Below are 26632 nucleotides of genomic sequence, written 5' to 3'. Positions count from 1 at the left end.
ACCGCTGCAGCGAGCCCGTGGCGTCAAATGAACTCGCTCCAGGCGTGTGTTTCCGACAGGTCCGCGCTGCCATCGCCGTTGGTGTCCACGCTGATGAACACCTGGGTGTCAGACACCGCCGTGATGCGCAAGCTGCTGGCCGAGCCTGTCACGAGGGCCTGGCCGTTGGGCGGGTAGTTTTGGGCGCCCAGCCCGCTGAAGGGCGTGATGTTGGCGATGACCACCGACTTGCCGCCCAAGGCCGACGACGTGAGGGTGCCGTTGACCGTGGCCGAGTACGCGTAGTCCAGCAGCGCGGGCTCAATGGTTTCGTGGGTGGTGAAGTTGGTCAGGGTGCGGCTCGTCAGGGTACCGCCCACATTCAGCTCTTCGCGGTAGCTGGCCGTGGTCAGGCCAAATGTTTGTGCGTAAAGCCCGGTGGACACGGTGTCGAGCGTCACCGTGCCGTTGGCCAGCACCGAACCCGCTGCCGAGGTGACGCGGAAAACTTCGAACGACAAGGTCAGCTTGGCCGCAAACACGGTGGATTGCAGGTCGCCCGTGAGGGTGTTGAAAGCAAATCGCAGCGTGCCGTTGGCCGTCTCCCCCAGCTCCACGCAGTTGTTGAAGGTTTCTGTGAGCACGTCCCCGGCTGAGACGACCCCATTGTTGTCCCGGTCGTCAAACGTGATCGTGACGCTGCCACTCTCACAGGGCAGGATGTCGCTGTACTCGGCGCCCACCACCACGGCGCCTATGCCCGCCACCCGTTCGGGCAACCGGGGCAGCTGCAGGCGCGCGTAGCGCAGCGGTTGGGGCACGGCACTCACGCTGGCGCCGTACACCAGTGCTTCTGATGTGTCCACCAGACTGAACGAGGTCATCAGCACCTCTTGCGTCACCGTGAGGTAGTTGGCCGCCGTGATGGCCAGGGGTTCGCCCACCGGGTTGTCGGTCAAATCGCTGCTGCCACCGCAAGCCACCAGCGCAGCGCAGGCCACCCAGGGCACCGATTTTTTGAAGGAAAACATGGGCCCAACTCCTCAAGATGAATGATGAAAATTCATTCTAGGAAGCGCGCACTCGGCGGTGGCCGGGCCATGTGTGGTCCCGTTGCGTCGCGTCAATGGGCGCGAACAAGGGCCTCTGAAACGGGCACGGCCCGCGCAGGGCGGGCCGTGAAAGACACCCCGCGTGTTGCGGGGAAGAAAGGAAAAAAGGGCCTACTTGGTCACGCTGATGTGGCCCGAGCGAATACCCGCCCAGTATTTGTCCAGCTCGCGTTTGACCACGGGCATGAGGAAATACAGGCCCACGATGTTGGCCAGCGCCATGGCGAAGATCATCGAGTCTGAGAAGTCGATCACCGGGCCCAGCCCCATGCTGGAGCCAATGACCACGAAGACGAGGAACAAAAATTTGAACACCAGTTCCGATGCCAGGCTGTCGCCCAGCAGGTAGGTCCAGGCTTTCAGGCCGTAGTAGCTCCAGGTGATCATGGTGGAGAAGGCAAACAGCACCACCGCCAGCGCCAGCACATAGGGGAACCAGTGCACCGCGCTGCCAAAGGCGGCCGAGGTCAGGCCCACACCGGAGGCGCCATGGGCCAAGGGCGTGACGCCGCTGGCGTCGACATGGCCGGTGATGATGATCACCAGGGCCGTCATGGTGCAGATCACCACGGTGTCAATGAACGGCTCCAGCAGCGCGGCAAAGCCTTGCGACACCGGTTGGTCGGTCTGCACCGCCGAGTGCGCAATGGCCGCCGAGCCCACGCCGGCCTCGTTGGAAAACGCGGCCCGTTTGAAGCCCTGGATGAGCGCACCCACCACGCCGCCGGCCACGCCTTCGGCCGAGAACGCACCCAGGAAGATCTGGCCCAGGGCCCAGGGCAGCATGTCGATGTGGACGAACAGAACCACCAGGCCCGCCACCATGTAGAGGCCGGCCATGAAGGGCACCACTTTTTCCGTCACTCGGGCGATCGACTTGAGGCCGCCGATGATCACCAGGCCCACCAGCACGGCCATGATCAGACCAAACAACCAGCCTTTGCCGGCCAGGAAGCTGTCGGCCCCCCCGGTCACGCCCACCACCTGCTGAAAGCTCTGGTTGGCCTGGAACATGTTGCCCCCGCCGAGGGCACCTCCCACGCAACAGATGGCAAAGAACGCCGCCAGAAACTTGCCCAGCCGTGGCAGGCCGCGCTCGGCCAGCCCTTTGGAGAGGTAGCGCATGGGCCCGCCTGAGACGGTGCCCGCCGCATGGTGCACGTTGCGGTACTTCACGCCGAGGGTGACTTCAGTAAATTTGGACGCCATACCCAGCAGGCCAGCCAGAATCATCCAGAACGTGGCACCCGCGCCGCCGATGCCCACCGCCACCGCGACGCCGGCAATGTTGCCCAGGCCCACGGTGCCCGATACGGCGGTGGTGAGGGCCTGAAACGGCGTCACCTCACCGGCCATGGACGGATGGGAATAGCGCCCGCGCACCACCTGGATGGCATGGCCAAAGCCCCGGAACTGAATGAAGCCGAAATACAGCGTGAAGACCACGGCCGCAGCGATCAGCCAGCCTACGATGAGTGGGAAACTGGTGCCGCCCACGGGCACCGAGTAAAAAATGGCACCGGCCACGGCTCGGAATAGGGCTGCACCACGGCGCTGATGCGCTCGTCCAGCGTGGGTGGCTCAGCGGCTTGCGCTTGCGCTGCGCCATGGGCCAGCATGCTGGCCACCGCCAGCCATGCACCGCCCAGCGCGCGTCCATCGCCAAGCTTGAAAGAGGTTGGGATCATGCTTGTCTCCTGTTTTTTTTTGGGGCGCCGGGCGGCGTGTGGGTCACCGCAGCCGCAGCGCACGGCTTTCTCGCCGGGATGCAAAAAGGCCGGTGACTGCCGCGCGCAGCCACCGGCCTTGATCGATATTCTCAGGCCTGGCTGGGCGGTGGCGTTTGCAGCCGTGCTGTGCGGGCCATGGGCGCCTGGGTCTGGGGCTTCATGCCGTAAAAATCAAACGCCATGGCGGGCTGCTCGCCGTGGATGAGTTCGGCCAGCGCCTTGCCCGAGCCGGCGCCGTGCGTCCAGCCCAGCGTGCCGTGGCCAGCGTTCACCCACAGCTTGCCCACTTTCGTGCGGCCCATGAGCGGAATGTTGGTGGGGGTGGCCGGGCGCAGGCCGGTCCAGAACTGCGGGTCGCCGCCTTGCTCGGGTGTGCGGGTGTCGGCCACGCCGGGGAACACTTCTTCAATGCGCTTGACCAGCATCTCGCAGCGTTTTTTGGCCAGCGGCGTGTCCAGCGACACATCGAACCCGCCCAGCTCGATGGTGCCGGCCACGCGCAGCTGGTTGCCCAGGCGCGACATCGCAATCTTCAGCTGGTCGTCGATCATGCTCACCTGGGGTGCCATGTGCGGCTGCAGCAGCGGCAGGGTGGCGCTGTAGCCTTTGCCGGGGTAAATGGGCACGTGTACGCCCACGCGCTTGAGCAGCGGGGTGGTGTACGAGCCGCAGGCCACCACATAGGCGTCGGCCTTCAGGGCGCGTGTGGCCCCGGTTGCACGGTCGCGCACGCGCACCTGCTGCACGCTGCCACCGGTGACGTCAATCGCTTCGATGTCGTGGCCGTAAAGCATCTGCGCGCCGCGTTGGGCGCACAGTGCGGCCAGTTGCTGGGTAAACACCCGCGCGTCGCCCGACTCGTCGCTGGGGGTGAACGTGCCGCCCACGATGCGGTCGGCAAAGGCCGTCAGCGCGGGTTCAATGTTCAGCAGCTCGGCGCGGCTGATTACTTTGCGCTTCACACCAAACTTCTGCATCACGGCAGCGGCGCCTGCCGCACCGTCAAACGATTTCTGGTCGGTGTAGTAGTGGGCAATACCGCGTTCGAGCCGGTGGTATTCGATGCCGGTCTCGGCCACCACGTCTTTCAAGGCCGCGTGGCTGTAAGAGCCCAGCGCCACCAGTTGCGCCACGTTGCGCTCAAACGCGGCGTCGTTGCACTGGCCCAGAAACTGCAAACCCCAGCGCCACTGGGCGGGGTCGATCTGTGGGCGAAACAGCAGCGGCGAGGTGGCCGAAAACATCCATTTCAGCGCCTTCAGCGGCGCTTCGCGGTTGGCCCATGGCTCGCAGTAGCTCACCGAAATTTGCGCTGCGTTGCCAAAGCTGGTTTCCAGCGCCGCGTCGGGCTGGCGGTCAACCAGCGTGACGGTGTGGCCGCGCTGCAGCAAATGCCACGCCGTGCTGACCCCGATGATGCCCGCGCCCAATACCGTGACTTGCATGACCCGCTCCGAAAAAGTGGAAGAAACAGGTGCGCAGTATGGGAAAAACCCGGCTTGAAGTGAAGCGGAATTAACTTAAAATTTCTTGCATCAGATTGGCTTATGCATGTGCCACCCCCGTGCGACGCCCCATCCGACCTGCGGGCCGTTACCTGGTATGCAGGTCGTGTTCATCCACCCAAGTTGCCGCCCACCCCATGAGCACCTTTGACCCCGACGCCCTCGAATGCCTGGCCGCCATCATTGAAGAGGGCGGTTTTGAGCGCGCCGCGCAGCGCTTGTCCATCACGCAGTCGGCGGTGTCGCAGCGCCTGCGCGCCCTGGAAGCGCAGGTGGGCACGGTGCTCATCGTGCGCAGCCGCCCGCTCAAGCCCACCTCGGCCGGGCAGCTCATGCTCAAGCACGCCAAGATGATGCGGCTGCTGCGCGCCGACCTGGAAAAAGATCTGAAGGAACTCGCGCCCAGTTCCACCGGCGGTGGCCGCGAAGACGAGCGCATTTCGGTGGCCATCAACGCCGACAGCATCGCCACCTGGGCGCTGCCCGCGCTGAACGCGCTGGCGCAGGGCGGCCTGCCGATCGAGATCATCACCGACGACCAGGAATTTACCCACGAGTGGCTGCGCGAAGGCCAGGTGCTGGGCTGTGTCACCTCGTTGGGGCAGGCGCTGCGCGGCTGCAAGATGGAGCCGCTGGGCACCATGGACTACGTGGTGGTGGCACAAGCCGACTACGCCGCCACCCATTGCCCCAAAGGCCTGAGCGCGCACAACTTTCACAAGCTGCCGTTTGTGGCCTTCAACCGCAAAGACAATCTGCAGCACGGCTTTGTGTCGCAGGCGTTTGGCTTGCCCCGCGTCATGCTCAAGCAGTTGTTTGTGCCGTCCAGCGAAGGGCAGGTGCGCGCGGTGCAGGCCGGCTGGGGCGTGAGCGTGTTGCCCGAACTGCGGGTGCGCGAGCTGCTGGCCAGCGGCGAACTGGTCAACCTGGCGCCGCGCCACCGCCTGGGCGTGGCCCTGCACTGGCATTGCTGGAACCTCAGCTCCGACGTGCTCGATGCACTCAGCACCGCTTTGCGCAGTGCTGCCGCCCACAGCCTGACGCAAAAAACCCCGCCTGAGGCGGGGTCTGGAGCCCGAGGCTGAGCCGGTTTACTTCGGCATCACCACGGAGTCGATCACATGGATCACGCCGTTGTCGGCCGCGATGTCCGTGGCCGTGACCTTGGCGTTGTCCACCGTCACACCGCCCATGGTGCCGATGGTCAGTTCCGAGCCCTGCACGGTTTTCACTTTGCCGGCCTTCACGTCGGCCGCCATCACCTTGCCGGGCACCACGTGGTAGGTCAGCACGGCGGTGAGCTTGGCCTTGTCTTTCAGCAGGGCGTCCAGATCGGCCTTGGGCACCTTGGCAAAGGCGGCGTCGGTGGGGGCGAACACGGTGAACGGGCCTTTGCCCTTGAGCGTGTCCACCAGGCCGGCTGCCTGAATGGCGGTCACCAGGGTTTTGAACGAACCGGCGGCCACCGCTGTGTCCACGATGTCAGCGGCCTGGGCAGAGGTGAGGGCGCCGAAGGCCAGGATGGAAGCGATGAGGGTCTTTTTCATGGTGTGGGTCTTTTCAGGTTGAGTGGGTGAAACAGGAACCGCCCCAGGGGAGGCAAGCTTGGATTTCTGGGTGGTGCCCTAAGGACACCGCGCCGAAAACCCGGGGGCTGAGCGCACTTTATCCTTAATCGTCCGAAAAAATACCAATTAGTATGTAAAGATACTTATCAGTTGGGTTATCGACTTTGCCGTCGAAATCGGGCAGAATCCGAGTCCTACAAAAAGGTTTTCCATGGTCAGCGCAGCCCTCAAATCTCCCCCGCAAGCCACACCCAAGCGCAGTTTTCGCGAGCAAATGCACATTGCCCGTGAAGACGCCATCGTTTCAGCGGTGAACCGCCTGCTGGCCGAAAAAGGCTTTGACGCCATGACCGTCGACGAGGTGGCGGCCGAGGTGGGCATTGCCAAAGCCAGCCTCTACAAGCACTTTCCAAGCAAGGAAGACCTAGCCGCTGCCGCCATGGTGCGGGTGATGGAGCGGGCAAGGGCGTTTTTGGACAGCCTGGAGCGTCCAGCCGGTGAGGTGCCACCCATTGAGCAGCTGCGCGCGGTGGCACGCTGGACCATGGAGGTGCAGCTGGCGGGCGAAATGCCGTCGCTGCCGAGCGAAAACTCCAGCCTGCGCGCCGCGCTGACCACCAACAAAGCCTACGTGGACGGGCTCATGGACGTGAGCGACCGCATGGGCGCCTGGATCACGGCCGCCCAGGCCGATGGCAGCCTGAACCCGGCGCTGCCGCCCATTGCGGTGCTGTACACGCTGTACGCCCGCGCCTGCGACCCGGTGCTGGGTTTTCTGAAAAGCACCGGGCTCTACAGCACCGAGCAAATCATTGACATGGTGCTGAGCACCTGTTTTGACGGCTTGAGGGCCAGATAACCCCCCCGCGCCGCTACGCGTCACCCCCCAAGGGGCGGCACTGGCGGCCTGGCAAAGCCAGTTCCGCGGTGCCCTTGGTCAAACCCTTTCCGCCGGAAAATCAATGTCCCCTCCGGAGAGCGCGACTTCACCCAGGGATGCAGTGGAACCGGCTCTGCCGGGCCACTCGCATCGCCCCCTGGGGGGTGACGCCGCAGGCGGCGCGGGGGGTTATCGAACGAGCAACACCGGCACCTTGCAGTGCGCAATCACCTGCGTGGCCACCGAGCCCATGACCAGGTTGCCCAGCGCGCTGTGGCCGTGCGAGCCCATCATCACCAGGTCAAATTTACCGGCCTCGGCCGCTTTGGCGATCAACTCGCCAGCGGCGCCCACCTTGCTGACCACTTTGCCTTCTATGCCATGGCGCTTCAGGAACTTGATCACCGGGGCGGTGACCTTTTCCGCCTCGTCGGCGTAGTAGCCATTGGCAATGTCGGCACCCACCGCTGCGCGGGCGCGGGGAGGCAGCGGCGTTTGCGCGGTGAACAAGGTGAACTCGTTCGTGGGGCTGAACACTTCGTCGTGCGTGGCCAGGTAAGCCAACATTTTTTTGGTGTAGCTGCTGCCATCGACCGCGAGCAAAATTTTCATGAAAGCGTCTCCTGTTGGGGTTGATCAATCTGCAGTGTAAGAGCAGCCAAGGCCGCGCTTTTGACCTGGCGCAACAGCGCCTTCAGGGCAGGCTGATCAGGTGCTGCGGCACAAAGGCCCGTTGTTCTTGCTTGTCCGCATAGCCCAGCGGATTCGCCACGATGCGGCAGCGGCCCACCTGCACGTCGGTGGGGCAATGCAGGTGGCCATGCAGCCACAGGTCGGCCAGGGGCAGCAATTCGTCCAGCCCGTTGCAGAAGCCGGCCGTGCCCGGGCTCAGGCCGTAGCGCGGGTCGGCACTGTGCAGGGTGGGCGCGAAGTGGGTGACGACCACGGTCGGGCCGTCAAAGGACTGGTCCAGCGCGCTGCGCAGCCAGTGCTGGCAGTCCAGCGCCAGCGCGCGCATGGCCTCGGCGTCAAACAGCCGGCCGTGGCGCTGGCCGGCCATTTTGGTGAGGTAAAAATTGGCGGCCCGGAACGCTTTTTCGCGCTGGCGCAGGCGGTGGGTGAGCGGGTCGGTGGCGAGCGAAGCGGCAGCGGGGGCGGCAAAGGCCGTGTGCGCGCCCTTTCGGGGCGCACGCGGCGCCTTGGCAGGCTTGGCGTGCACGTCACCCAGGGCGTCGTAGTCGCTCCACAGCGTGGTGCCCACAAAGCGCACGCCGTCCATCGCCAGCGTTTCGCGCTCCAGCCAGGCAATGCCCAGGCGATCGCAGGTGCTGCGCAGGCGCTGGTGGGCTTCGTCCAATTCCAGTGCGTCGTACTCGTGGTTGCCCGGCACAAACAGCACCGGCACCGGCCACCCCGCGTATTGCGGCAGCGGCGAGAAGCGCTGCAAACCCCAGTCGGGTTCGGCCATCACGCTGCCGTCGCGGCGGGTCTGGTACGAACCGATGTCACCGGCCAGCACCAGCACCTGCGCACCCGGCGCGGGGCTGGCGACAAATTCGGGGTTGGCTTCGAGATGCAGGTCGCTCAGAAGCTGGATATTCATGCGGGCATTGTCGGCCAGATTGCCGCGCCCCGCAGCCGCCTGCCCCCTCAGCGAATGACCAGCACCGGCACGTGTGAGCGCGCCAGCACCTCGGTGGTGACCGAGCCCATGACGGCGGTTTCGAGTGCCGACTGGCCTCGGCAACCCATCACCACCATGTTGCTTTGCAGCTGGTTGGCGGCGTACACCAGTTCGGCCGCTGGCGTGCCCTGGCGCAGCATGCGTTGCGGGCTGAAACCATGGGTTTGCAGGAAATGGCTCGGTTCGTCCAGGATCGAATCGTTGGCCGCTACGTCAAAACGCCCACCTTCGCCCGGCAGGACATGGAACAGCACGTACTCGTAGTGGGGCCGAAACAGCAGCTCGTTGGACACGATGTAGGTCAGCATGCGCCGGGTGTAGCGGCTTCCGTCAACGGCGAGCAGGAGTTTCATGGACATGGAGCGATCTTTTAAAGCCAACAAGGCGTTTTTAAGCGTTATCGGCCAAAAAACCGCTGGCTGAAGCGCGCTCGACGGTCTGGCGCAACCAGCGGTGGGCGCTGCTGTGCGATGCCTGCCGATGCCATAGCGCGTCCACATGCACGGGTGGCACGGGCAGGGGCAAGTCGCTCAGCGCCAGTTCGTGTTCGCGGCCGGTGGCCTCGACAAAGTGGCGTGGCAGCACGGTCAGCAGGTCGGTGGTGGCGACCACACGCCCAGCGGTGAAAAACTGGTTCACCGTCAACACCACCCGCCGCTGGCGCGACATCGCTGCCAAAGCCTCGTCCACAAAACCAAAGGCCCGCCCTGAAAAACTCACCAGCAGGTGGCGGGCCGCGCAGTAACTGTCCAGCGTCAGCGGCTGGCCAGCCAGTGGGTGTCCGCGCCGCATCACCACCACGTACTCGCCGTCGTACAGGCGCTGGTGCAAAAAACGGGGGCTGCTTTCTTGCAGGTGCAAAGCCCCCAGCTCGGCCAGCACGCCGGGGAAATGGCCAATGGCGAGGTCGGCTGAGCCCGATTCCAGCAAGTCGCGCGGGTCGCGTGTGGTCAAGGGCAGCACCCGCAGGTTCACGCCTGGGGCTTCGCTTTCCAGAATGTCCATCAGACCGGGCACGATTTTGGCGGCGGTGGCGTCGGCCATGGCCAGCACAAAGGCATTGGCGGCGCTACCGGGTGTGAAGTCGCCAGGGTCGAGGGCCTCGCGCAGTTGCTGCAACGCGTCGCGCACGGTGGGCCACAGCAGCATCGCCACCGGGGTGGGTTCCACGCCGTAGCCTGAGCGCCGCACCAACTCGTCACCCATGGCCTCGCGCAAGCGTTTCAGCGCATTGCTCACGGCGGGCTGTGTCATGGCGAGGTTGTGCGCCGCCCGGGTGAGGTTGCGTTCGGTCATCACCTCGTCAAAAACCCGCAGCAGGTTCAGGTCGAGGGTGCGGAAATTGCGTTCATTCATCATCAATATGAATGTAATGCATCACAAAAATAAATTGGCATGACATGGGGGTTTACCCTAATATCCGTTTGTCCAAAAGACATTTGCCATTTTTTAAGGAGTTCTTCATGAGCACCGTTTTCTCTCCTACCCCCGAATCTCTGGGTTTGAACCCATCCTCCCTGGCTACCAAGGCCGGGGCTTACCGTGTCCGCCGCCGTTTTGACGGTGCCCGTGGTCTCGCCGCCATGCTGCTGGCCGCTGTGGTCGCGGCCATCGTGGTGGTCGCCGACCGCCTCATCAGCACCTGGGCCGATGGCCACCTTTTTCTGGCCTGGGTTTTCTTGTGGGTCGTGATTTTCGCGGGCTCGGCGCTGTTTGCCGGCACCGCCCGCCGCCTGGCACACAGCACCATGCGCTCGCTGGACGGCTGGTCGCAGACCCTGGCTCAAGCGCGCGCCGAGGCCCGGCTGTGGGATCTGGCCCAGAACGATCCCCGGCTCATGGCCGACCTGACGCAGGCACGCCTGCGCGCGCTGGAAGACCACAACGATTTCAGCGATGCGCTGGCCCCGATGGGCTTGGACACCGCTGTGACCCCGGTCAAGTTGGCCGGCTGGGACGCATTCATTGAGCGCATGGCCGCCAGCCGCACCCGCAACATGCACTTGCACTACATCTGACAAAGCGCTGAGCGCGCGGCCCACAAGGCTGCGCCCAGCAAAAAAGCCACCGGCGGTACCGGTGGCTTTTTTTCGCCCGAATGGATCATCCGGGAGCTTCAACAGCCCAGGGCAGGTCGTGCCCTGAACCGCTTTTTTCGGGCCGCTGTGTGTACTTACAGCGCTTCCAGGCGCTTTTCAAGCGCGGCCTTGGTGTCCACCAGCGCTTGGGGCAGGTGGTAGGCCAGCTGCTCAAAGTGGGTTTCGTGCAGCTTGAGCTCTTCCAGCCAGGCGGCTTTGTCGATGCTGGTCACGGTGTTGAACTGCTCGGGCGTGAAGTCCAGGCCGGTCCAGTTGAGTTCACCGTAGGTCGGGGCCACGCCAAACATGGTCTCGGTGCCGGCGGCCTGGCCTTCAATGCGGTCGATCATCCACTTCAGCACGCGCATGTTTTCGCCGTAGCCGGGCCAGACGAACTTGCCGGCTTCGTCTTTGCGGAACCAGTTGACGCAGAAGATGCTGGGCAGGCTGTGACCCTGGCTGCTCAGGCGCTGTTCCATGTTGAGCCAGTGCTGGAAGTAGTCGCTCATGTTGTAGCCGCAGAACGGCAGCATGGCGAACGGGTCGCGGCGCACCACGCCCTGCGCGCCGAAGGCGGCGGCGGTGGTTTCCGAGCCCATGGTGGCGGCCATGTAGACGCCTTCGGTCCAGCTGCGGGCTTCGGTCACCAGTGGCACGGTGGTGGAACGGCGGCCGCCGAAGATGAAGGCGTCAATCGGCACGCCGGCCGGGTCGTCCCAGGCGCTGTCCAGCGCTGGGTTGTTGGTGGCGGCCACGGTGAAGCGGGCGTTGGGGTGGGCGGCCTTGGCGCCGGTCTGCTTGGCAATCTCGGGCGTCCAGTCTTTGCCTTGCCAGTCAACCAGGTGCGCCGGGAACTTGCCCTGGTCCTTTTCCATGCCTTCCCACCACACGTCGCCGTCGTCGGTCAGCGCCACGTTGGTGAAAATCACGTTTTCGTTCAGGCTGGCCATGCAGTTGGGGTTGGTCAGCGTGTTGGTGCCCGGTGCCACGCCAAAGTAGCCCGCTTCGGGGTTGATGGCGTAGAGCTTGCCGTCGGCGTGGGGCTTGATCCAGGCGATGTCATCGCCAATGGTGGTCACGTTCCAGCCGTCAAAGCCGGCCGGTGGCACCAGCATGGAGAAGTTGGTCTTGCCGCAGGCGCTGGGGAAGGCCGCTGCCACGTGGTACTTCTTGCCCTGCGGGTTGGTCACACCCAGAATCAACATGTGCTCGGCCAGCCAGCCTTGGTCACGGCCCATGGTGGACGCGATGCGCAGCGCCAGACACTTTTTGCCCAGCAGTGCGTTGCCACCGTAGCCCGAGCCGTAGCTCCAGATTTCGCGCGTTTCGGGGTAATGCACGATGTACTTGGTGGTTGGGTTGCAGGGCCAGCTGGTGCTGTCTTGCTCGCCCGCAGCCAGCGGCGCGCCCACGGTGTGCATACAGGGAACAAACTCGCCGTCGGTGCCCAGCACGTCGTACACGGCCTTGCCCATGCGGGTCATCAGCTTCTGGTTCACGACCACGTAGGCGCTGTCGGTCAGCTCGACGCCAATGTGAGCGATGTGTGAGCCCAGCGGGCCCATGCTGAACGGCACCACATACATGGTGCGGCCGGTCATGCAGCCGTCAAACAGCGGCTGCAGGGTTTTGCGCATGTCGGCTGGGGCCATCCAGTTGTTGGTCGGGCCGGCGTCTTCTTTTTTCTCGGCGCAGATGTAGGTGCGGTCTTCCACACGGGCCACGTCGGACGGGTCCGACCATGCCAGGAAGCTGTTGGGGCGCTTGGCAGGGTCGAGCCGTTTGAAGGTGCCGGCGTCCACCAGCTGTTGGCACAGGCGGTCGTATTCGGCATCGCTGCCGTCGCACCAGACCACGCTGGCAGGCTTGCACAGGGCAACCATGTCGGCCACCCAGGCAATCAGCCGGGCATTTTTGACGTAGGCGGGGGTGTTCAGGTTGAGGCCCTGCATCACGGGTGAGTTCATGGGAAGAAGCTCCAGAGTTTGTAAAGCGGCAAGCCCAAGAGACACCAACAGCCGCAAGCCAGTCAAGACTGGGGGCGGCTGTGAGGCTCCCTTGTGCGAAAAAGGGCGGTCGGCGCTCGGGGCTGCTGTACGGGTTGCGGATGCAGCACGAAGGAAAAAAGCGGGAGGATGATCCCGGGTTTTGATCCGCGTGTCGGCCTATTCGCACAATTTTATGAAAGCGCCGGGTCAGTTACCGGCAAGTTACATGCAAAACCCGCATAACCTTATGCGTATGACGGCGGGCTGTGGCCGGTTCGCGCTGTGTGGTGTAGGGCGACCGTGCGCTGGGTCGTGCCTGTGACAAGAAAAAGGCCGAAGGCCCGGGCGGGCGTTCGGCCTGGTGGGCTGACGGGATGGTGTCAGGCCATGAACACGGCAATGAAGGCCAGCAGGAAGATCAGCACAGCGCCGGCGATGGGCAGGACGATGGGCATCAGGGGAACGATGGACTCCACCACATCTTGCGGCTGGTCTTTGTGGCTGTCGTGATCGTGGTGGGACATGGGTTCTCCAGAGGAATGAACAAAACTGCCGCTGATTTTAGGGCAGACGCCGTGGAACGGCGAAAAAAACGGGGTTACAGCAGCGCGTAGGTGGTGCTGGCGCGGCACACGCTCTGGCCGTCGCGTGCCCCGCTGATGTCAATTTCGCCAAACACGAGGCTTTTGCCGGCGCGGACGATGCGCGCCGTCACCAGGGCGTCCTGGTTAGACAAAGGCTTGAGGAAGCTGGTGTTGAGCTGCACCGTGGTCATGGGCCGCTGGTTGCCCAGGCGGGTCACGATGGCCAGCACCATGGCGGTGTCGGCCGCCGACATGAGCGCCTGGCCGCACACCATGCCGCCCACGCGGCTGAGCTGGTCGTTCTGAGGCAGACGCAGGGTTACTTCGCCGTCTGAAAACGCCTCCACGGTGAGGCCGAGCGCTTGCACCCAGGGGGCAAACCAGTCGGCCAGCGCGTGTTGCAGGGTGTCGGTGGTGACGGAGGCGAAAGGGGTGTCTTGGGTCATGGGTTCATTCTTTGCGGCGCAGCTGGGACAGCCAGTGTTCCATCATTTTGCCGGCGGCTTCGCGTCCACCCAGGCCAAACGCCAGGGCCACCGCCACCGCCACAGCGCCCAGGGTGAGGCCAAACGCCAGATTCACGATGTCGTCCGCAATGCCCATGGCGCGCAGACCCATGGCGATCACCAGCGCCAAAATGGCATAGCGCCCGACGCGCGCCAGGCCTTTCGTGCTGGCGCCGCTGGCCCGGTCAATGGCGTCGTAGGCCACATTGGCTAGCCAGAAGCCGATCACCAAAATGGCCGAGCCCAGCAAGATGTCGCCCCCAAAGCGGATAAAGGTGGACACGATGTCGCTCACCTGCGAAAAACCGAGCTGGCTGGCTGCTTCCACGCTGGCAAACAGCATGGCAAAAAACAGCGCCACCCGCCCCACGGCGGTTGAAGCGGGCGTGCGCTCAAAGGCATGGGCCATGCCGATGCGGGCGGGCAGGGTGTCAAAACCCAGCGTGGCCAGCAGGCTGGCGAGCAGTTTGCTGGCAAACGAAGCCACCAGCCAGGTCACCACCAAAATGAGGCCGGCGGCAATCAGGTGGGGTACGCCTTGCATCAGCAGGGCTAGCATGTCGGTGGCGGGGCGCGAAATGGCTTCGATCTTCAGTGCGTCCAGCGCCGCAATGAGCGAGGGCAGAAACACCGCCACAAACACCAGCAGGCCGATGACGGTGGACAAGCGGACCGACTCGGCCAGCCCCGCCTGCCCGCCCAGCTTGTCCACACCCGCAGTACGGCTCAGGTTGGTGGTGAGGTTGCGCAGCACGGTGGCCACGATCCAGCCCACGCCCCCAATGATGAGGGCACCCAGCGCGTTAGGCAGCATGCTCAGGGTTTGGGTGACCATGGTGCGCAGCGGGTCCAGCAAACCTTCCATGTCCAGCGCACCCAGCACCGCGGGCACAAACAGCAAAATGACCAGCCAGAACAACGCACCCGCCAGGCCTTCGCTCATGGGGGCCATGTCGGCGTGCTCCGACAGCTTTTCGTCCAGCGTGGACTTGTCCAGCAGCTTTTGCGCGACGGCGCGCACCACACTGGCCACCAGCCAGCCCACCAGCGCCAGCACCAGGCCGCCCAGCAGGCGCGGCGCGTAGGCAAACAGCTCGGTAGCCAGGGCCGAAAACGGACCCGACACGATGGCCAGGTTCAGCGAGTTGAACACCGCCACCAGCGTGAGCAAAATCACCACCCAGAACAGGCCCAGCGCCACCGCGCCTTCAATGTCGACCCCGGTGCCGGTGAGTTTGCCAAACCGGTGGTTGACGCCAATGAAGCCCAGGCTTTTGCGCACGGCGGCGCGCACCACCACGGCGATGAGCCAGCCCAGCACAAAAATGGCCAAGGCCCCGAGCAGTTGCGGTATGTGGCTGCCCAAGGTGCTTTGCAGCGAGTCCCACAAGGCGTTCGTGTTCATGGCGCTTCCTCCCGATTGGTGTTGGACACCGGACCATGATGCAGAGCCACTGGGCAGGCGTCAACCCGTGTGAAGCAAGATGCCCGCCGATCGCAGAGGAAAAATGGCAAACGCCGCCAATGCCGGCGCGTTGCCGGCAAATGTGTTTTGGTGGTCTGTGCGTTAGAGCAGCGTGGTGTCGAAGCCGGCTTCGCGCAGGCACTCGATCACCTGCGCAATGTGTTCGCGGCCGCGGGTTTGCAACACCAGTTCAATCGCCACGTTTTGCGCCGCCAACAAGGTGAAGGCGCGCTGGTGGTGCACCTCGTCGATGTTGGCGCCGGCCTCGGCCACGATGCCGGTGATGCGCGCGAGGTTGCCCGGCACGTCGCGCGCGTTCACCTGAATACGCGCCAACCGGCCGGCGCGCACCATGCCACGCTCAATGATGGAGGCCAGCAGCAGCGGGTCGATGTTGCCGCCGCACAGCACCAGGCCCACTTTCTGCCCGGCAAACCGCTCGGGGTACTTCAACACCGCGGCCAGCCCGGCGGCGCCCGCGCCTTCCACCAGGGTCTTTTCAATCTCCAGCAGCATCACGATGGCCTGCTCAATGTCGCCCTCGTCCACCAGCACCAGGTCGTCCACCTTCTCGCGCACGATGGCCTGGGTGATCTCGCCCGGCGTGCCCACCGCAATGCCCTCGGCAATCGTGCTGCTGCCCTGCGGCAGGTGCGTGCCCTTGATGGCGTTGTACATCGCCGGAAACCGCTCGGTCTGCACGCCGATGATGCGGATACCGGGCTTCAGGGCCTTGGCCACCGTGGCCATGCCGGCGATGAGGCCGCCCCCGCCCACGGCCACCACCAGGGTGTCCAGATCGGGCTGCGCGCGCAGCATTTCCAGCGCCACCGTGCCCTGGCCAGCCACGATCGCTTCGTCGTCGTAAGGGTGCACAAACACCAGGCCTTGCTGCTGCGCCAGGGCGTAGGCGTGGGCGCGGGCTTCGTCCAGGGTGTCGCCGTGCAGCACCACCTCGACATCAAAGCCGCGGGTGCGGTCAATCTTCACACCCGGTGTGAAGCGGGGCATGACGATCACCGCCCGAATGCCCAGCCGCTGGGCGTGGTAGGCCACCCCTTGCGCGTGATTGCCCGCGCTCATGGCCACCACACCGCGCGCGCGCTCGTCGGCGCTGAGCTGGGTCAGCTTGTTGCAGGCGCCGCGCTCTTTGAACGAAGCGGTGTACTGCAGGTTTTCAAACTTCAAAAACACCTGGCAGCCGGTGAGCTGCGAAATGGTGCGCGATTCCACAAATGGGGTGTCCAGCACCTGCCCGGTCAGACGGGCGGCGGCGGCTTCAATGTCGTGTAGTTCCAGCATGGCGCCATTGTGGCCCGCCGTCCCCGCCAACGGGCTTGGGGAAAAGCCCCACAAATTGCTCAAACACGCTCCATCACGCTCTTCCATGAAACATCAAGCTGGGTTATGTTCCGCTCAGAGCCGCATGTGGGCTGCCCGGCTTGGGCGGCCCGAGGTTTTTCTGGAGGTGTCTGGATGACCAAACGCACGGTGCAGCCCGCAAGCCCTTTGGCGCGGGCGGTGCTGGAACCGCGAGAGCCCCGCGAAGGGCGCAGCCCCTGCGCGGCGGAAGGCCGGGTGTTCGTGCCCCATGGTCTGCGCCAGGCACCGGTGCTCGACCTCATGTGTTCGCATTTCGTGCTCACACTGGCCGCCCGCCAAGGCCCGCGCTTCAATGTGCGGCGCGACCTGAACACCTTGCTGTCGCTGGCCGGGCGCCATCTGGTGTGGCCGCTGACCGTGCTGGGCCGGCTGCGGGAATTTTTGCAGCGCCGCTGCAAAGACAACGAACTCTGGAGCGACCACGACCGCCTGAGCACCAACGCCTTTATGGAGCGCTACGGCATCTGGCGCGGCCCGTACGAAGAAGGCACGCTGTTTTTCTACCTGGACGAGTACGCCAAAGAATCGCCCAAAGACCTGCTGGCCGTGCTGGCCGTCACCGGCGACTGGCTCAGCCAGGCGCTGAAGAAGCAGTCCACCCTGGTGGAAAAAAACATCGACGCGCTGGCTGGCCTGCTGCAGCTCAACCGCGCCGAGCGTGCGCTGTTGCTCTACGGCACGCTGGCGCGCTACCAGCGCGACCTGCGTTCCATTCTGGTGGAGTTCAAGGTCAACAACGCGCCCGAGGCCTATGCTGCCATTGCCGATGTGGCGGGCGTGAAAGCCAGCGAAGTGGGCGAGGCGCTGCGCGCCGGCTCGCGGCTGGAGCGCATCGGCATGGTCGAAAACCTGATCTCCGAGCACAACATCACCGACCTGGCCGACCTCATGAAAGTGAGTGAAAAGCTGCCGCCGGTGCTGATGCGCGAGTACCGCACGCAGAGCGAACTGATGGCGGTGTTCACCCGGCCGGCAGCCCGCTCGGCGCTGACCGACAAAGACTTTGCCTTTGTGGGCGACGATGTGCAGCTGCTGAGTGGCCTGCTGCGCGAAGCCGTGGCGCGCAAGGAACCGGGCGTCAACATTCTCTTGTACGGCCCGCCTGGCACCGGCAAAACCGAGCTGGCCCGGGTGGTGGCACAAGCCGCCGGGCTGGAACTGTTTGAAGTGGAATACGCCGACCGCGACGGCAACGCCCTGAGCGGCCGCGACCGCTATCGCTCGTTGCAAATCGCCCAGGTGTTTTTGAAAGGCACGGCCCATTCGGTGCTGCTGTTTGACGAGGTGGAAGACGTTTTTCCGCCCATCTCCAGCGAAGCGGCGCAGCTCATGGCGCGCGCCGAACACGTGGCCGCGCCGCACACCGGCAGCGTCAGCGGCAAGGCCTGGGTCAACCAGATTTTGGAAACCAATGCCGTGCCCACGCTGTGGGTGACCAACCGCATCGAGCAAATTGACCCGGCGTTTCGCCGCCGTTTCGCTTACCACCTGGAGCTGAAAAGCCCACCACCGGGCGCGCGCGAGCAGCTCGTGCGCAAAACGCTGGAAGACGTGTGTGTGTCGGACGCGCTGGTGGCCCGGCTGACGGAGCGCAAAGGCCTCACGCCGGCGCAGATTCGCACCGCCGTGCGCTTCGCCCAGTTGGCCACCGCACCGGCCAAGCCCACCCCCCGCCGTGCGGGCAAAGCCGCCATGAGCGCTGCGCCGGCCCCGGTGCTGGACGACCTGATCGAGCGCCAGCTCAAACACGCCGACCTTGCCCTGGGCCGTCGGCCCGACGCGCTGCAGCGACCCAGCGTGACGCAGTACAGCCTGGACATGCTCAACGTGGAGTCGCGTTACGAACTGCCGCGCATCGTCAGCGCGCTCAAGGCACGCGGCCACGGCTGCCTGTGTTTCCATGGCGCCCCTGGCACCGGCAAAACCGCGCTGGCCGAGCACATGGCGCAGCAGCTGGAGCGACCGCTCATGGTGCGCCGCGCCAGCGACCTGATGAGCAAATTTGTGGGCGAAACCGAGCAGCAGATGGCGGCCATGTTTCGCGAAGCCGAGGCGGAAAAAGCGGTGCTGCTGCTGGACGAAGCCGACAGCTTTTTGCAAGACCGCCGCGGCGCCCAGCGCACCTACGAGGTGACCGAGGTGAACGAGATGCTGCAGGGCATGGAGCGCTACGCGGGCATTTTCATTTGCACCACCAACCTGATGGACAGCATCGACCAGGCGGCGCTGCGGCGCTTCACGTTCAAGATCCATTTCAAGCCGCTCACCCGTGAGCAGCGCGAGCGCATGTTTGTGGTGGAAGCGCTGGGCGGTGAGGCGGCGGTGTTGACGGACGCCTGGCGCTCACGGCTGGCCCGGCTGGAACAGCTGTGCCCCGGCGACTTCGCCGCGGTGAAGCGGCAGGTGGAAATTTTGGCTGAAACGCTGGCGCCCGACGAATTTTTGGCCCAGCTTGAAGCCGAGCACCGCATCAAACCCGAGGTGCGCGAATCACGCGGTATCGGCTTTACTCATTGAGGGCCAACCGCGCAAACCGCGGCAACACCGAAGCCGCTAGCGGCGTGTCCTTTAAGCCCGCGCTGATCTGTGCCGCATCGCGCCCCGCGCGCGCCAGCACCGGCCCCATGCCCTCCACATAAGCCCTGAGCGCTTCGGCTGAAAACTCCGGGTGAAATTGCACGCCCCAGGCGCTGGGCCCCACCCGAAAGGCGTGGTGCGGCTCAAACGCATTGCCGGCCAGCAGCACCGCCCCCGGCGGCAGGCGGCGCACCGACTGCCAGTGCGTGGCCTGCGCTTCAAAGTCGTCGGGCAGGTGCCCCAGCAGGGCGTCGGTCTGTGCAGCAGCGTGGCGCTGCACGCGCACCGTGCCAATCTCCACCCCCTGTGGGTGGTGTGCCACCTCGCCGCCCAGCGCGTGCGCCAGCAGCTGGTGGCCGTAGCAAATGCCCAGCACCGGCGTTTGCACCGCCACGGCCTGCTGCAGCCAGGGCACCAGCGCTTCGCTCCAGGCTTCGCGGTCGCTCACCATGGCGTGTGAACCCGTGAGCACAATGCCCGCTACGGTTTGCGGCGCGGGGGGCGGTGTATCCGAGCGGGCGTCGTAGGTTGTCACCTCGGCACCGCCTGTGCGCAGACCCGCCTCGATCCAGTCATGAAAGTCTCCCAGGCGTTCGCGGATGTGGTCGTGCGTGCGACCGGTCTGGACGATGAGCAGGGGGCGGGGTGCAGTCATGCCCGTGATTCTAGAAACACCGCCCTCGCCGCGCGGGTTGCGCCCAAGAAAAAGCCCGTCTCAACGACGGGCCAAACGAGGAGACAAGCAAGCATGCGTGAGAGAGATGTCTTGTTCCATAACGCCGCGGAACCGGCCGGGCCGCCACCGTTGCCCCCTGGGGGGGTGACGCGCGCAGCGCGGCGCGGGGGGTCAGTGAAGAAGCGCCATTGGCCCCGAGGGCAGTTCTTCCGGCGTGTAGTCCGGGTGGTGGTCCACAAAGAAACGCAGCTTCTGGTCGAGCCGGCCCACACGCTGGTGGGCTTCGCTTTCGCAGTGGTGCTTGGAAATCAGGTTGAACAGCTTGCCGCGCAGAAACCAGAGGTCTTTGGGGCTCTGGCAAGAAATCAGGGCCGCGTGCAGGCGTGTGCGCACGGGATCTTTGATGTCGGCCATCGCGTCGTGGAATTCGTCAACGAGGAAATCCAGTTCCAGCACCTGGGTGTCGTGGTACTTCTCGTGGTGGCGTTTGCCGAACCATGGCAGCTTGAAAAACATGCCGCACTCCATTTCGCGATGTTCAAAGTCAGTGAACGGGGTTGCCCCCGGGCTCACCTTCAACATCGGCGGTGCCGCTTCCGCCTTGAGGTTTTTTACCCTTCAAACAGGCTTCGACCGACGAGTGGTCGCGCTATGAAAAACAGGTCAAACGATGGTGTTCAGATCGCTTTTTCCAGCGCGCCCAAACTACCCAAAAGCACTCACCACCCGCAGCACGTCCGCACCGTAAGCCTCGCGCTTTTTCTGTCCCAGACCTGCAATTCCATCCAGGTCGGCGTCGGTTTGGGGCATGCGGCTGGCAATGGCGCGCAAGGTGCTGTCGTGAAAAATCACAAAAGCGGGCAGGTTGTGCTCGCGCGCCACTTCGCCGCGCCAGGCCTTGAGGGCGTCCAGGCAGTCGCGTTCGGCCAGGCTCAGCGGCTGGCCGTCGGGCGCTGCGGCCGCGCTGCTGCGCGCGGCCTTGCTGCGGCTGGTACGGCCCGGGGTTTTTTCAGCCGCCAGTTTCAGCGCCACCGGGCGCTGCCCTTTCAAAATCTCGCGGGCGGCGTCGGCCAGGTGCAGCGTGTTGTAGTGCGCCGCGTCCACCTGCACCGCTTCAATGGCGATCAGCTGGCGCAGCAGCGCGCGCCATTGGGTTTCTGACAGGTCGGCCCCAATGCCAAAGGTGCTCAGCTTGTCGTGCCCGTACTGCGCCATCTTTTCGGTCTGCTTGCCGCGCAAGATGTCCATGATGTGACCCGCGCCAAACGCGGTGCCGCTGGTCTGCTGCACGCGGTAGATGCAGGAGAGCAGCTTGCGGGCCGACTCGGTGGCGTCCGTTAGCGCCGGCGGGTGCAGGCAGTTGTCGCAATTGCCGCAGGGCTCGCTTTTTTCGCCAAAGTAGGCCAGCAGCCGCACGCGGCGGCAGTCGCTGGCTTCGGCCAGGGTGAGCAGGGCGTCGAGCTTGCCGCGCAGCACCTGCTTGAACTCGTCGGCCGCGGGGCTCTCGTCGATCATGCGGCGCTGGTTCACCACGTCTTGCAGGCCGTAGGCCATCCAGGCGTTGGCGGGCTCGCCGTCGCGACCGGCACGGCCGGTTTCCTGGTAGTAGCCCTCAATGTTTTTGGGCATATCCAGGTGCGCCACGAAGCGAACGTCGGGCTTGTCGATGCCCATGCCAAACGCGATGGTGGCCACCATGATCAGGCCTTCTTCGCGCAAGAAACGGTCCTGGTGTTGCTGGCGCTTGGTCGCGTCCATGCCCGCGTGGTAGGGCAGGGCGTTCAGGCCAGCGTCGTTCAGCATGCCGGCCACTTCTTCTACCCGGCGGCGCGACTGGCAGTAGACGATGCCCGCGTCGTGGCCCGCGCTGCTGGTGTGTTCGTCGCGTATGAAACGCATCAGCTGGGCGGTGGCGTCCTTCTTTTCCACCAGCTGGTAGCGGATGTTGGGCCGGTCAAAACTGCTGATAAAGGTGCGCGCCTGTTGCAGTTGCAGGCGTTCCACGATGTCGGCGCGGGTGAGGTCGTCGGCCGTGGCGGTGAGCGCCACGCGGGGCACGCCGGCGTAGCGCTCGTGCAATATCGCCAGCGAGCGGTACTCGGGCCGGAAGTCGTGGCCCCACTGGCTCACGCAGTGCGCCTCGTCAATGGCAAACAGGCTGAGCTTGCCGCGCTCGTGCAGCGAATCCATGAGCGCCAGAAAACGGGGTGTGGTCAGGCGCTCCGGGGCGGCGTAAATGAGCGTGAGTTCGCCGCGCAGCAGCTGCTTTTCGGTTTGCTGGGCTTCTTCGCTGGTGAGGCTGGAGTTCAGGAAAGCGCCGGCCACGCCGGCTTCAATCAGCGCGCCCACCTGGTCGTGCATGAGCGCGATCAGCGGCGACACCACCACTGTGAGGCCGTGCCCGGCGCGCTCGCGCACGATGGCCGGCACCTGGTAACACAGCGACTTGCCGCCGCCCGTGGGCATGAGCACCAGGGCGTCGCCGCCCGCGCTCACGTGCCCAACAATGTCGGCCTGCGGGCCGCGAAAGGCGTCATAGCCAAACACTTCCTGCAGCACGCCCACGCAAGCTTCCAGGGTTTCGCCCTGGGGAGAAATATCAATCATGGACAACGCCATCGGGTGATTTCAGGCCACCGGTCACATTTGCTCCCACGGCAAACCCTCAAAACGCCAGCCGTTCAGGCTGGAGCGCTTGAACGCGTCGTTCAGCTCGCCTTCAAAACCGTGCACCACATGCGCCACCTGGGCAAAGCCGGCGGCTTCCAGGGCAGCGCCAGCGTCCAGCGTGCGCTTGCCGCTGCGGCAGATCAGCAGCACCGGGCGGGTTTTGTCGCCCGCTTCTTTCTCCACCGCCGCAGCAAAGCGTTGCGGGTCGGGCGTGAGGTCGGGGTATTCGTACCAGGGAATGTTCTCCACCTCGGGCGGGCGGCCCACGTAGAGCGACTCGATCTCCATGCGCACGTCCACAAACAAGGGGCCGGCGCTGCCGTCGGCGGCACTGCGCGCGCGCTCCTGTTGCAGCCAGGCCCAGGCTTCCTGGGGGTTGAGGTGTTTCATGGCGCCTATTGTCGGGTATGCGTGTGGGCGCCCTTGCTGCGGGGCAGGCCACGTGCCGCGGCTTTGGCCCGCCGCCGCCACAGTTCCTACAATCCCATCCATGACTTTCCCGACCTACACCCGCGCCCAGGCCTTGCCTGACATCCTCTCGAAACGCATCGCCATTCTGGATGGCGCCATGGGCACCATGATTCAGCGCTTCAAGCTCGGCGAGGCGCAGTACCGCGGTGAACGCTTCAAAGACTTTCACAAAGATGTGAAGGGCAACAACGAACTGCTGAGCCTGACCCGCCCGGACGTGATCCGCGACATCCACGAAGGCTACCTGGCCGCCGGCGCCGACCTGATCGAGACCAACACCTTCGGCGCCACCACGATTGCGCAAGAAGACTACGACATGGCCCCCCTGGCGCGCGAGATGAACCTGGCGTCGGCCCGCATCGCCCGCGAAGCCTGCGACAAATTCAGCACACCCGACAAGCCCCGCTTCGTGGCCGGCGCCCTGGGCCCGACGCCCAAGACCGCCAGTATCAGCCCCGACGTGAACGACGCCGGCGCCCGCAACGTGACCTTTGAGCAGCTGCGCGCCGCCTATTACGAGCAAGTGGAAGCGCTGGTGGAAGGCGGCTCTGACGTGTTGCTGGTCGAAACCATCTTCGACACCCTCAACGCCAAAGCGGCGCTGTTTGCCATCGACGAGTATTTTGAAAACAGCGGCGAGCGCCTGCCGGTCATCATCAGCGGCACCGTGACCGACGCTTCCGGCCGCATCTTGAGCGGCCAGACCGTCACCGCTTTCTGGGCCAGCGTGCGCCACATCCAGCCGCTGGCCGTGGGCCTGAACTGCGCGCTGGGCGCCACGCTCATGCGTCCCTACATCCAGGAACTGGCCAAGGTCGCGGGCGACACCTTCATCAGCTGCTACCCCAACGCCGGACTGCCCAACCCCATGAGCGACACCGGTTTCGACGAAACGCCGGACGTGACCAGCCGCCTGCTGCACGAGTTTGCCGCCGAAGGCCTGGTGAACATCGTGGGCGGCTGCTGCGGCACCACGCCGCAGCACATTGGCGCGATTCACGACGCGGTGGCGAGCCAGGCGCCGCGGGCGGTGGGGCGGCAAGCGTTTTACAAAGAGGCGGTTTGAGTGTGGTGGAAGTGTCCCCGAGCGAAATTCGCTCGGGGACCTTTTCGGGGTTTACTTGCTACCGATGTAGATAAAACCGTCGGTTTTCGCAGAGTTCAAGGCCAGCACTACCAAGCCTTGATCGACTGAGTCGTAGTAGGCCATGCCTGTCGCTGTGGCCCCGTTCCCCAAGGCGCAGGTAGAGCCCGAGAACGTGACGGACACGTTGAACACGTTCTTGCCACTGGCGCGGGGAGTAATTAAACCTGATGCAGAGCAGCCCAGATTGGCAGGTACCGTGACGGCACCTGAAGAAGAGATGGTGACAGATACCCCTTGCACCGGACTGCTGCCCGAAACGCCCTCACCGGTAAAAGAGCCTGCAACAGCTGCCAACGAAGCAGGCTGGTCGTAGGCTGCCTCATAAGTCCCCGTAAAGGAGACGCCGCCTGACGTGGTGAGGCTGATCGAAGATTTTGGGGCAAAGGTGCCTGAATAAGTGGCCGAGGAGGTCGTGCGGGATGGGATGTTGAAGTCCGAACCTGAGCCGCTTAGGGTGTTACCGCTGGCCGTGGTATTCCCATACAAAGCACCAGCGATCCCACCGCCTGAGGTGTAGACACCCCAAGTCTCTCCGTTCTCCAAAATCGCCAGATTGACACCAACCCCTGTGGTGGTTGAGCCACTCCAAAAGCCTTCGACCGCCAATGTGGTGGCAGCGTCATCTCCACCCCCGCATGCGGTCAAAACGGCAGTGCTGACAGCCAATGCCGCCCATCGAAGTTTGAATTTGTTCATGGATTCCCTGAATTAATTGATAGAGCCTGTAACGACATGTCACGGCCAAATGGATCTTAATCTGAAATAGTCGTAAATGGACTATTCCAAATCGGGATAGAGCATCCATATGTGCCCGTCTCCATACACCATCCTCGCTACCAAGCCTTGCAGGCTGAAATGGCGCGGACTCGCCAGTCCGCCGGGCTTTCACAGGTGCAGCTTGCTCAAACACTGGGTGTTGGACAGTCCTACGTTTCCAAAGTGGAGCGCGGTGAAATGTATGTGGATGTGATGGTGTTCATCGACTGGTGCCGCGCATGCAATGTTGAGCCTCAGGAAGCCATCGCAAAATTTGCCAGAGACTGAGGTCAGCCCACGTCCTTCAGTCAAATCCTGAAGAACCTTCAGTTTGCGCCGGCAACCAACTGCCCCCAAACTACTCGGTTCCCGTCAAGGGGAGTAACCAACCTGCCACCGGGCTTTGCCCGGTTTCGGCGGGTGGGGTTTTCGTCAATACGTGGTCTGGTTCAATGCGATCAGGCCGCCGGAAACTCCGGGCTGGGCGCCATGCCCGGTTCAGGCCAGACCTTGGAGGGTGTTTGTTTTTCAACACCGTCCTTCAAGGTATTTCTATGGAAACCATTGCTCCCCTTTGGCTATGGGGCGTTTTCGTCGCCTTCGTGCTCGTCGCACTGTTTGTCGACTTTGTCGTGCTCTCCAAGCAGGGCGCCCATGAGGTGGGTGTCAAAGAGGCCCTGTACTGGTCGCTGGCCTGGGTGGTGGTCAGTCTGGTCTTCAACGCCATGTTCTGGTGGGCCATCAAGGACACCACCGGGTCCGTCGAGGTCGCCAACGAGAAGGCGCTGGAGTTCCTCACCGGCTACCTGATCGAGAAGAGCCTGGCGGTGGACAACATCTTTGTCTTTCTGCTGATCTTTACCTACTTCGCGGTACCGCCCACGTTCCAGAAACGGGTGCTGATGATCGGCATTCTGGGCGCCATCGTGCTGCGCACCATCATGATTTTGGTGGGTGCCTGGCTGCTGGACCAGTTCCACTGGATCCTCTACGTGTTCGGCGCTTTCCTGATCCTGACCGGCATCAAGATGTGGGTGGGTGCGGATTCCGAGGCCAACCTGGACGACAACCCGGCCCTGAAGCTGCTGCGCCGGATCATGCCGGTGAGCAAAGAGTACGACGGCGAGAAGTTCTTCACCGTTGAAAACGGCAAGCGCATTGCAACGCCGCTGTTGATGGTGATTGCCCTGGTCGGCATGACCGACGTGATCTTTGCGGTGGACTCGATCCCGGCCATTTTTGCCATCACCAAAGACCCGTTCATTGTGCTCACCAGCAACGTGTTTGCCATTCTGGGGCTGCGCGCCATGTTCTTCCTGCTGCAAGCGGCCGCCAGCCGTTTCCACTTGCTGAACTACGGCCTGGCCGTGATCCTGGTGTTCATTGGTACCAAGATGATGCTGATCGACATCTTCAAGATTCCGGTGTCGGTGTCCCTGGGGGTGGTGATGGGCATCTTGGTCATCACCATGATCTGGAGTTCCAAGACGGCACCCAACACCTGACGCTGAGGCCGGTTGGCGCCCTGAGCGCCGCCGCCAGAGTAGACAAGAGAACCGGGGCTTTTGCCCCGGTTTTGCGTTGACCTCTTAAAAAGTACTCAATTTCCCGCCTTTTTCACCGATTGTTGATTCATCAGTACAACTGAGCCAGTGATCACGTCGAATACTGAGCCACCGGGTTGATGGGTTTTTTGGCTACTCGGTTGTGGATAAGTCTATAGGGTCCGCTGGTTTTCGATCTCCCTTCTGAGTCTTTGGGCGTTGCTTTGGCAGTGCCGCGCCAGCGGCACTGGAATGCTTGAATCGCCAGCTCTCGTTGCCCGTCTCCACGATGTGGCAGTGGTGCGTGAGTCGGTCGAGCAAGGCGGTGG

At 63.9% G+C, this 26632-nt stretch carries 27 protein-coding genes; 7 read left to right on the top strand and 20 right to left on the bottom strand.

The features are described 5' to 3' along the window. Nucleotides 1-23: 23 nt before the first annotated feature. The 4 genes from AC0GNR_RS15995 to AC0GNR_RS15980 form a co-directional block, all read right to left on the bottom strand. Nucleotides 24-1010 carry a hypothetical protein gene (locus tag AC0GNR_RS15995; protein ID WP_472901894.1) on the bottom strand — a complete coding sequence of 329 codons (987 nt, stop codon included), beginning with the start codon at nt 1008-1010 and terminating at the stop codon, nt 24-26. Nucleotides 1011-1202: 192 nt separating this feature from the next. Further along, entirely contained in the window at nt 1203-2588 is a 1386-nt protein-coding gene (locus AC0GNR_RS15990; RefSeq protein WP_472901893.1) for an alanine/glycine:cation symporter family protein, read from the bottom strand. Beyond that, nucleotides 2558-2779 carry a hypothetical protein gene (locus tag AC0GNR_RS15985; RefSeq protein WP_472901892.1) on the bottom strand — a complete coding sequence of 74 codons (222 nt, stop codon included), beginning with the start codon at nt 2777-2779 and terminating at the stop codon, nt 2558-2560. Before AC0GNR_RS15985 ends, AC0GNR_RS15990 begins: the two co-directional genes overlap by 31 nt. A 131-nt stretch (nt 2780-2910) precedes the next feature. Continuing rightward, complete coding sequence (locus tag AC0GNR_RS15980) at nt 2911-4266, bottom strand: D-amino acid dehydrogenase (RefSeq protein ID WP_472901891.1); 1356 nt, start codon at nt 4264-4266, stop codon at nt 2911-2913. Between the two features lie 197 nt (nt 4267-4463). Between AC0GNR_RS15980 and AC0GNR_RS15975 the strand changes: the two genes are divergently transcribed. Further along, nucleotides 4464-5411, top strand: a complete 948-nt coding sequence (locus AC0GNR_RS15975; protein ID WP_472901890.1) for a LysR family transcriptional regulator ArgP — start codon at nt 4464-4466, stop codon at nt 5409-5411. A 6-nt stretch (nt 5412-5417) separates the two neighbouring features. On the opposite strand, the gene AC0GNR_RS15970 is transcribed toward AC0GNR_RS15975, so the two are convergent. Then, nucleotides 5418-5873 (bottom strand): fasciclin domain-containing protein, encoded by a 456-nt coding sequence (locus AC0GNR_RS15970; protein ID WP_472901889.1) that lies wholly within the window; start codon nt 5871-5873, stop codon nt 5418-5420. Between the two features lie 232 nt (nt 5874-6105). Between AC0GNR_RS15970 and AC0GNR_RS15965 the strand changes: the two genes are divergently transcribed. Beyond that, nucleotides 6106-6753 carry a TetR/AcrR family transcriptional regulator gene (locus AC0GNR_RS15965; protein ID WP_472901888.1) on the top strand — a complete coding sequence of 216 codons (648 nt, stop codon included), beginning with the start codon at nt 6106-6108 and terminating at the stop codon, nt 6751-6753. 210 nt (nt 6754-6963) lie between these two features. Here AC0GNR_RS15965 and AC0GNR_RS15960 read toward each other — a convergent pair whose 3' ends face one another. The 4 genes from AC0GNR_RS15960 to AC0GNR_RS15945 all read right to left on the bottom strand — a co-directional run bounded on the left by AC0GNR_RS15960 (nt 6964) and on the right by AC0GNR_RS15945 (nt 9814). After that, nucleotides 6964-7386, bottom strand: a complete 423-nt coding sequence (locus AC0GNR_RS15960; RefSeq protein ID WP_472901887.1) for a universal stress protein — start codon at nt 7384-7386, stop codon at nt 6964-6966. Nucleotides 7387-7468: 82 nt separating this feature from the next. Further along, nucleotides 7469-8377 (bottom strand): metallophosphoesterase, encoded by a 909-nt coding sequence (locus tag AC0GNR_RS15955; RefSeq protein ID WP_472901886.1) that lies wholly within the window; start codon nt 8375-8377, stop codon nt 7469-7471. 47 nt (nt 8378-8424) lie between these two features. Then, complete coding sequence (locus AC0GNR_RS15950) at nt 8425-8817, bottom strand: universal stress protein (protein ID WP_472901885.1); 393 nt, start codon at nt 8815-8817, stop codon at nt 8425-8427. A gap of 31 nt (nt 8818-8848) precedes the next feature. Beyond that, entirely contained in the window at nt 8849-9814 is a 966-nt protein-coding gene (locus AC0GNR_RS15945) for a LysR family transcriptional regulator (RefSeq protein WP_472901884.1), read from the bottom strand. Nucleotides 9815-9921: 107 nt separating this feature from the next. Between AC0GNR_RS15945 and AC0GNR_RS15940 the strand changes: the two genes are divergently transcribed. Continuing rightward, entirely contained in the window at nt 9922-10476 is a 555-nt protein-coding gene (locus tag AC0GNR_RS15940) for a hypothetical protein (RefSeq protein WP_472901883.1), read from the top strand. 155 nt (nt 10477-10631) lie between these two features. Here AC0GNR_RS15940 and AC0GNR_RS15935 read toward each other — a convergent pair whose 3' ends face one another. From AC0GNR_RS15935 to AC0GNR_RS15915, 5 genes are all read right to left on the bottom strand, one after another. Continuing rightward, nucleotides 10632-12503 carry a phosphoenolpyruvate carboxykinase (GTP) gene (locus AC0GNR_RS15935; protein ID WP_472901882.1) on the bottom strand — a complete coding sequence of 624 codons (1872 nt, stop codon included), beginning with the start codon at nt 12501-12503 and terminating at the stop codon, nt 10632-10634. Between the two features lie 401 nt (nt 12504-12904). Then, nucleotides 12905-13048, bottom strand: a complete 144-nt coding sequence (locus tag AC0GNR_RS15930) for a hypothetical protein (protein ID WP_322303182.1) — start codon at nt 13046-13048, stop codon at nt 12905-12907. A gap of 74 nt (nt 13049-13122) precedes the next feature. After that, nucleotides 13123-13554, bottom strand: coding sequence for a PaaI family thioesterase (locus tag AC0GNR_RS15925; protein WP_472901881.1), 432 nt, complete (start codon nt 13552-13554; stop codon nt 13123-13125). A gap of 4 nt (nt 13555-13558) precedes the next feature. Beyond that, nucleotides 13559-15019 carry a mechanosensitive ion channel gene (locus AC0GNR_RS15920; RefSeq protein WP_472901880.1) on the bottom strand — a complete coding sequence of 487 codons (1461 nt, stop codon included), beginning with the start codon at nt 15017-15019 and terminating at the stop codon, nt 13559-13561. Nucleotides 15020-15181: 162 nt separating this feature from the next. After that, on the bottom strand, nt 15182-16381 hold the full coding sequence (locus tag AC0GNR_RS15915; protein WP_472901879.1) for a threonine ammonia-lyase: 1200 nt from the start codon (nt 16379-16381) through the stop codon (nt 15182-15184). Between the two features lie 321 nt (nt 16382-16702). Here AC0GNR_RS15915 and AC0GNR_RS15910 point away from each other — a divergent pair, with 321 nt between their 5' ends. Continuing rightward, a complete protein-coding gene (locus tag AC0GNR_RS15910; RefSeq protein ID WP_472901919.1) occupies nt 16703-18979 on the top strand; it encodes an ATP-binding protein in 2277 nt (758 codons plus the stop codon). Here the strand turns inward: AC0GNR_RS15910 and AC0GNR_RS15905 are convergent. The 4 genes from AC0GNR_RS15905 to AC0GNR_RS15890 all read right to left on the bottom strand — a co-directional run bounded on the left by AC0GNR_RS15905 (nt 18969) and on the right by AC0GNR_RS15890 (nt 22775). Beyond that, on the bottom strand, nt 18969-19694 hold the full coding sequence (locus AC0GNR_RS15905) for a glutamine amidotransferase (protein WP_472901878.1): 726 nt from the start codon (nt 19692-19694) through the stop codon (nt 18969-18971). The genes AC0GNR_RS15910 and AC0GNR_RS15905 overlap by 11 nt on opposite strands. Before the next feature lie 192 nt (nt 19695-19886). Then, a complete protein-coding gene (locus AC0GNR_RS15900; RefSeq protein ID WP_472901877.1) occupies nt 19887-20231 on the bottom strand; it encodes a hypothetical protein in 345 nt (114 codons plus the stop codon). A 189-nt stretch (nt 20232-20420) separates the two neighbouring features. After that, complete coding sequence (recQ, locus tag AC0GNR_RS15895) at nt 20421-22322, bottom strand: DNA helicase RecQ (RefSeq protein WP_472901876.1); 1902 nt, start codon at nt 22320-22322, stop codon at nt 20421-20423. Nucleotides 22323-22355: 33 nt separating this feature from the next. After that, a complete protein-coding gene (locus AC0GNR_RS15890; RefSeq protein ID WP_472901875.1) occupies nt 22356-22775 on the bottom strand; it encodes a rhodanese-like domain-containing protein in 420 nt (139 codons plus the stop codon). Between the two features lie 100 nt (nt 22776-22875). On the opposite strand from AC0GNR_RS15890, the gene AC0GNR_RS15885 reads away from it, so the two are divergent. Beyond that, entirely contained in the window at nt 22876-23922 is a 1047-nt protein-coding gene (locus tag AC0GNR_RS15885; protein ID WP_472901874.1) for a homocysteine S-methyltransferase family protein, read from the top strand. A gap of 51 nt (nt 23923-23973) precedes the next feature. On the opposite strand, the gene AC0GNR_RS15880 is transcribed toward AC0GNR_RS15885, so the two are convergent. After that, nucleotides 23974-24699, bottom strand: coding sequence for a hypothetical protein (locus AC0GNR_RS15880; protein WP_472901873.1), 726 nt, complete (start codon nt 24697-24699; stop codon nt 23974-23976). Between the two features lie 159 nt (nt 24700-24858). Here AC0GNR_RS15880 and AC0GNR_RS15875 point away from each other — a divergent pair, with 159 nt between their 5' ends. After that, on the top strand, nt 24859-25047 hold the full coding sequence (locus AC0GNR_RS15875) for a helix-turn-helix domain-containing protein (protein ID WP_472901918.1): 189 nt from the start codon (nt 24859-24861) through the stop codon (nt 25045-25047). Nucleotides 25048-25313: 266 nt separating this feature from the next. Further along, on the top strand, nt 25314-26264 hold the full coding sequence (locus tag AC0GNR_RS15870; protein WP_472901872.1) for a TerC family protein: 951 nt from the start codon (nt 25314-25316) through the stop codon (nt 26262-26264). 192 nt (nt 26265-26456) lie between these two features. On the opposite strand, the gene AC0GNR_RS15865 is transcribed toward AC0GNR_RS15870, so the two are convergent. Then, nucleotides 26457-26632 (bottom strand): ATP-binding protein (locus AC0GNR_RS15865; RefSeq protein ID WP_472901917.1); only part of this gene is annotated, 176 nt, incomplete at its 5' end.

Source organism: Hydrogenophaga sp. LT287 (assembly GCF_055702805.1).
This window is presented reverse-complemented; position numbering and strand designations above follow the sequence as displayed.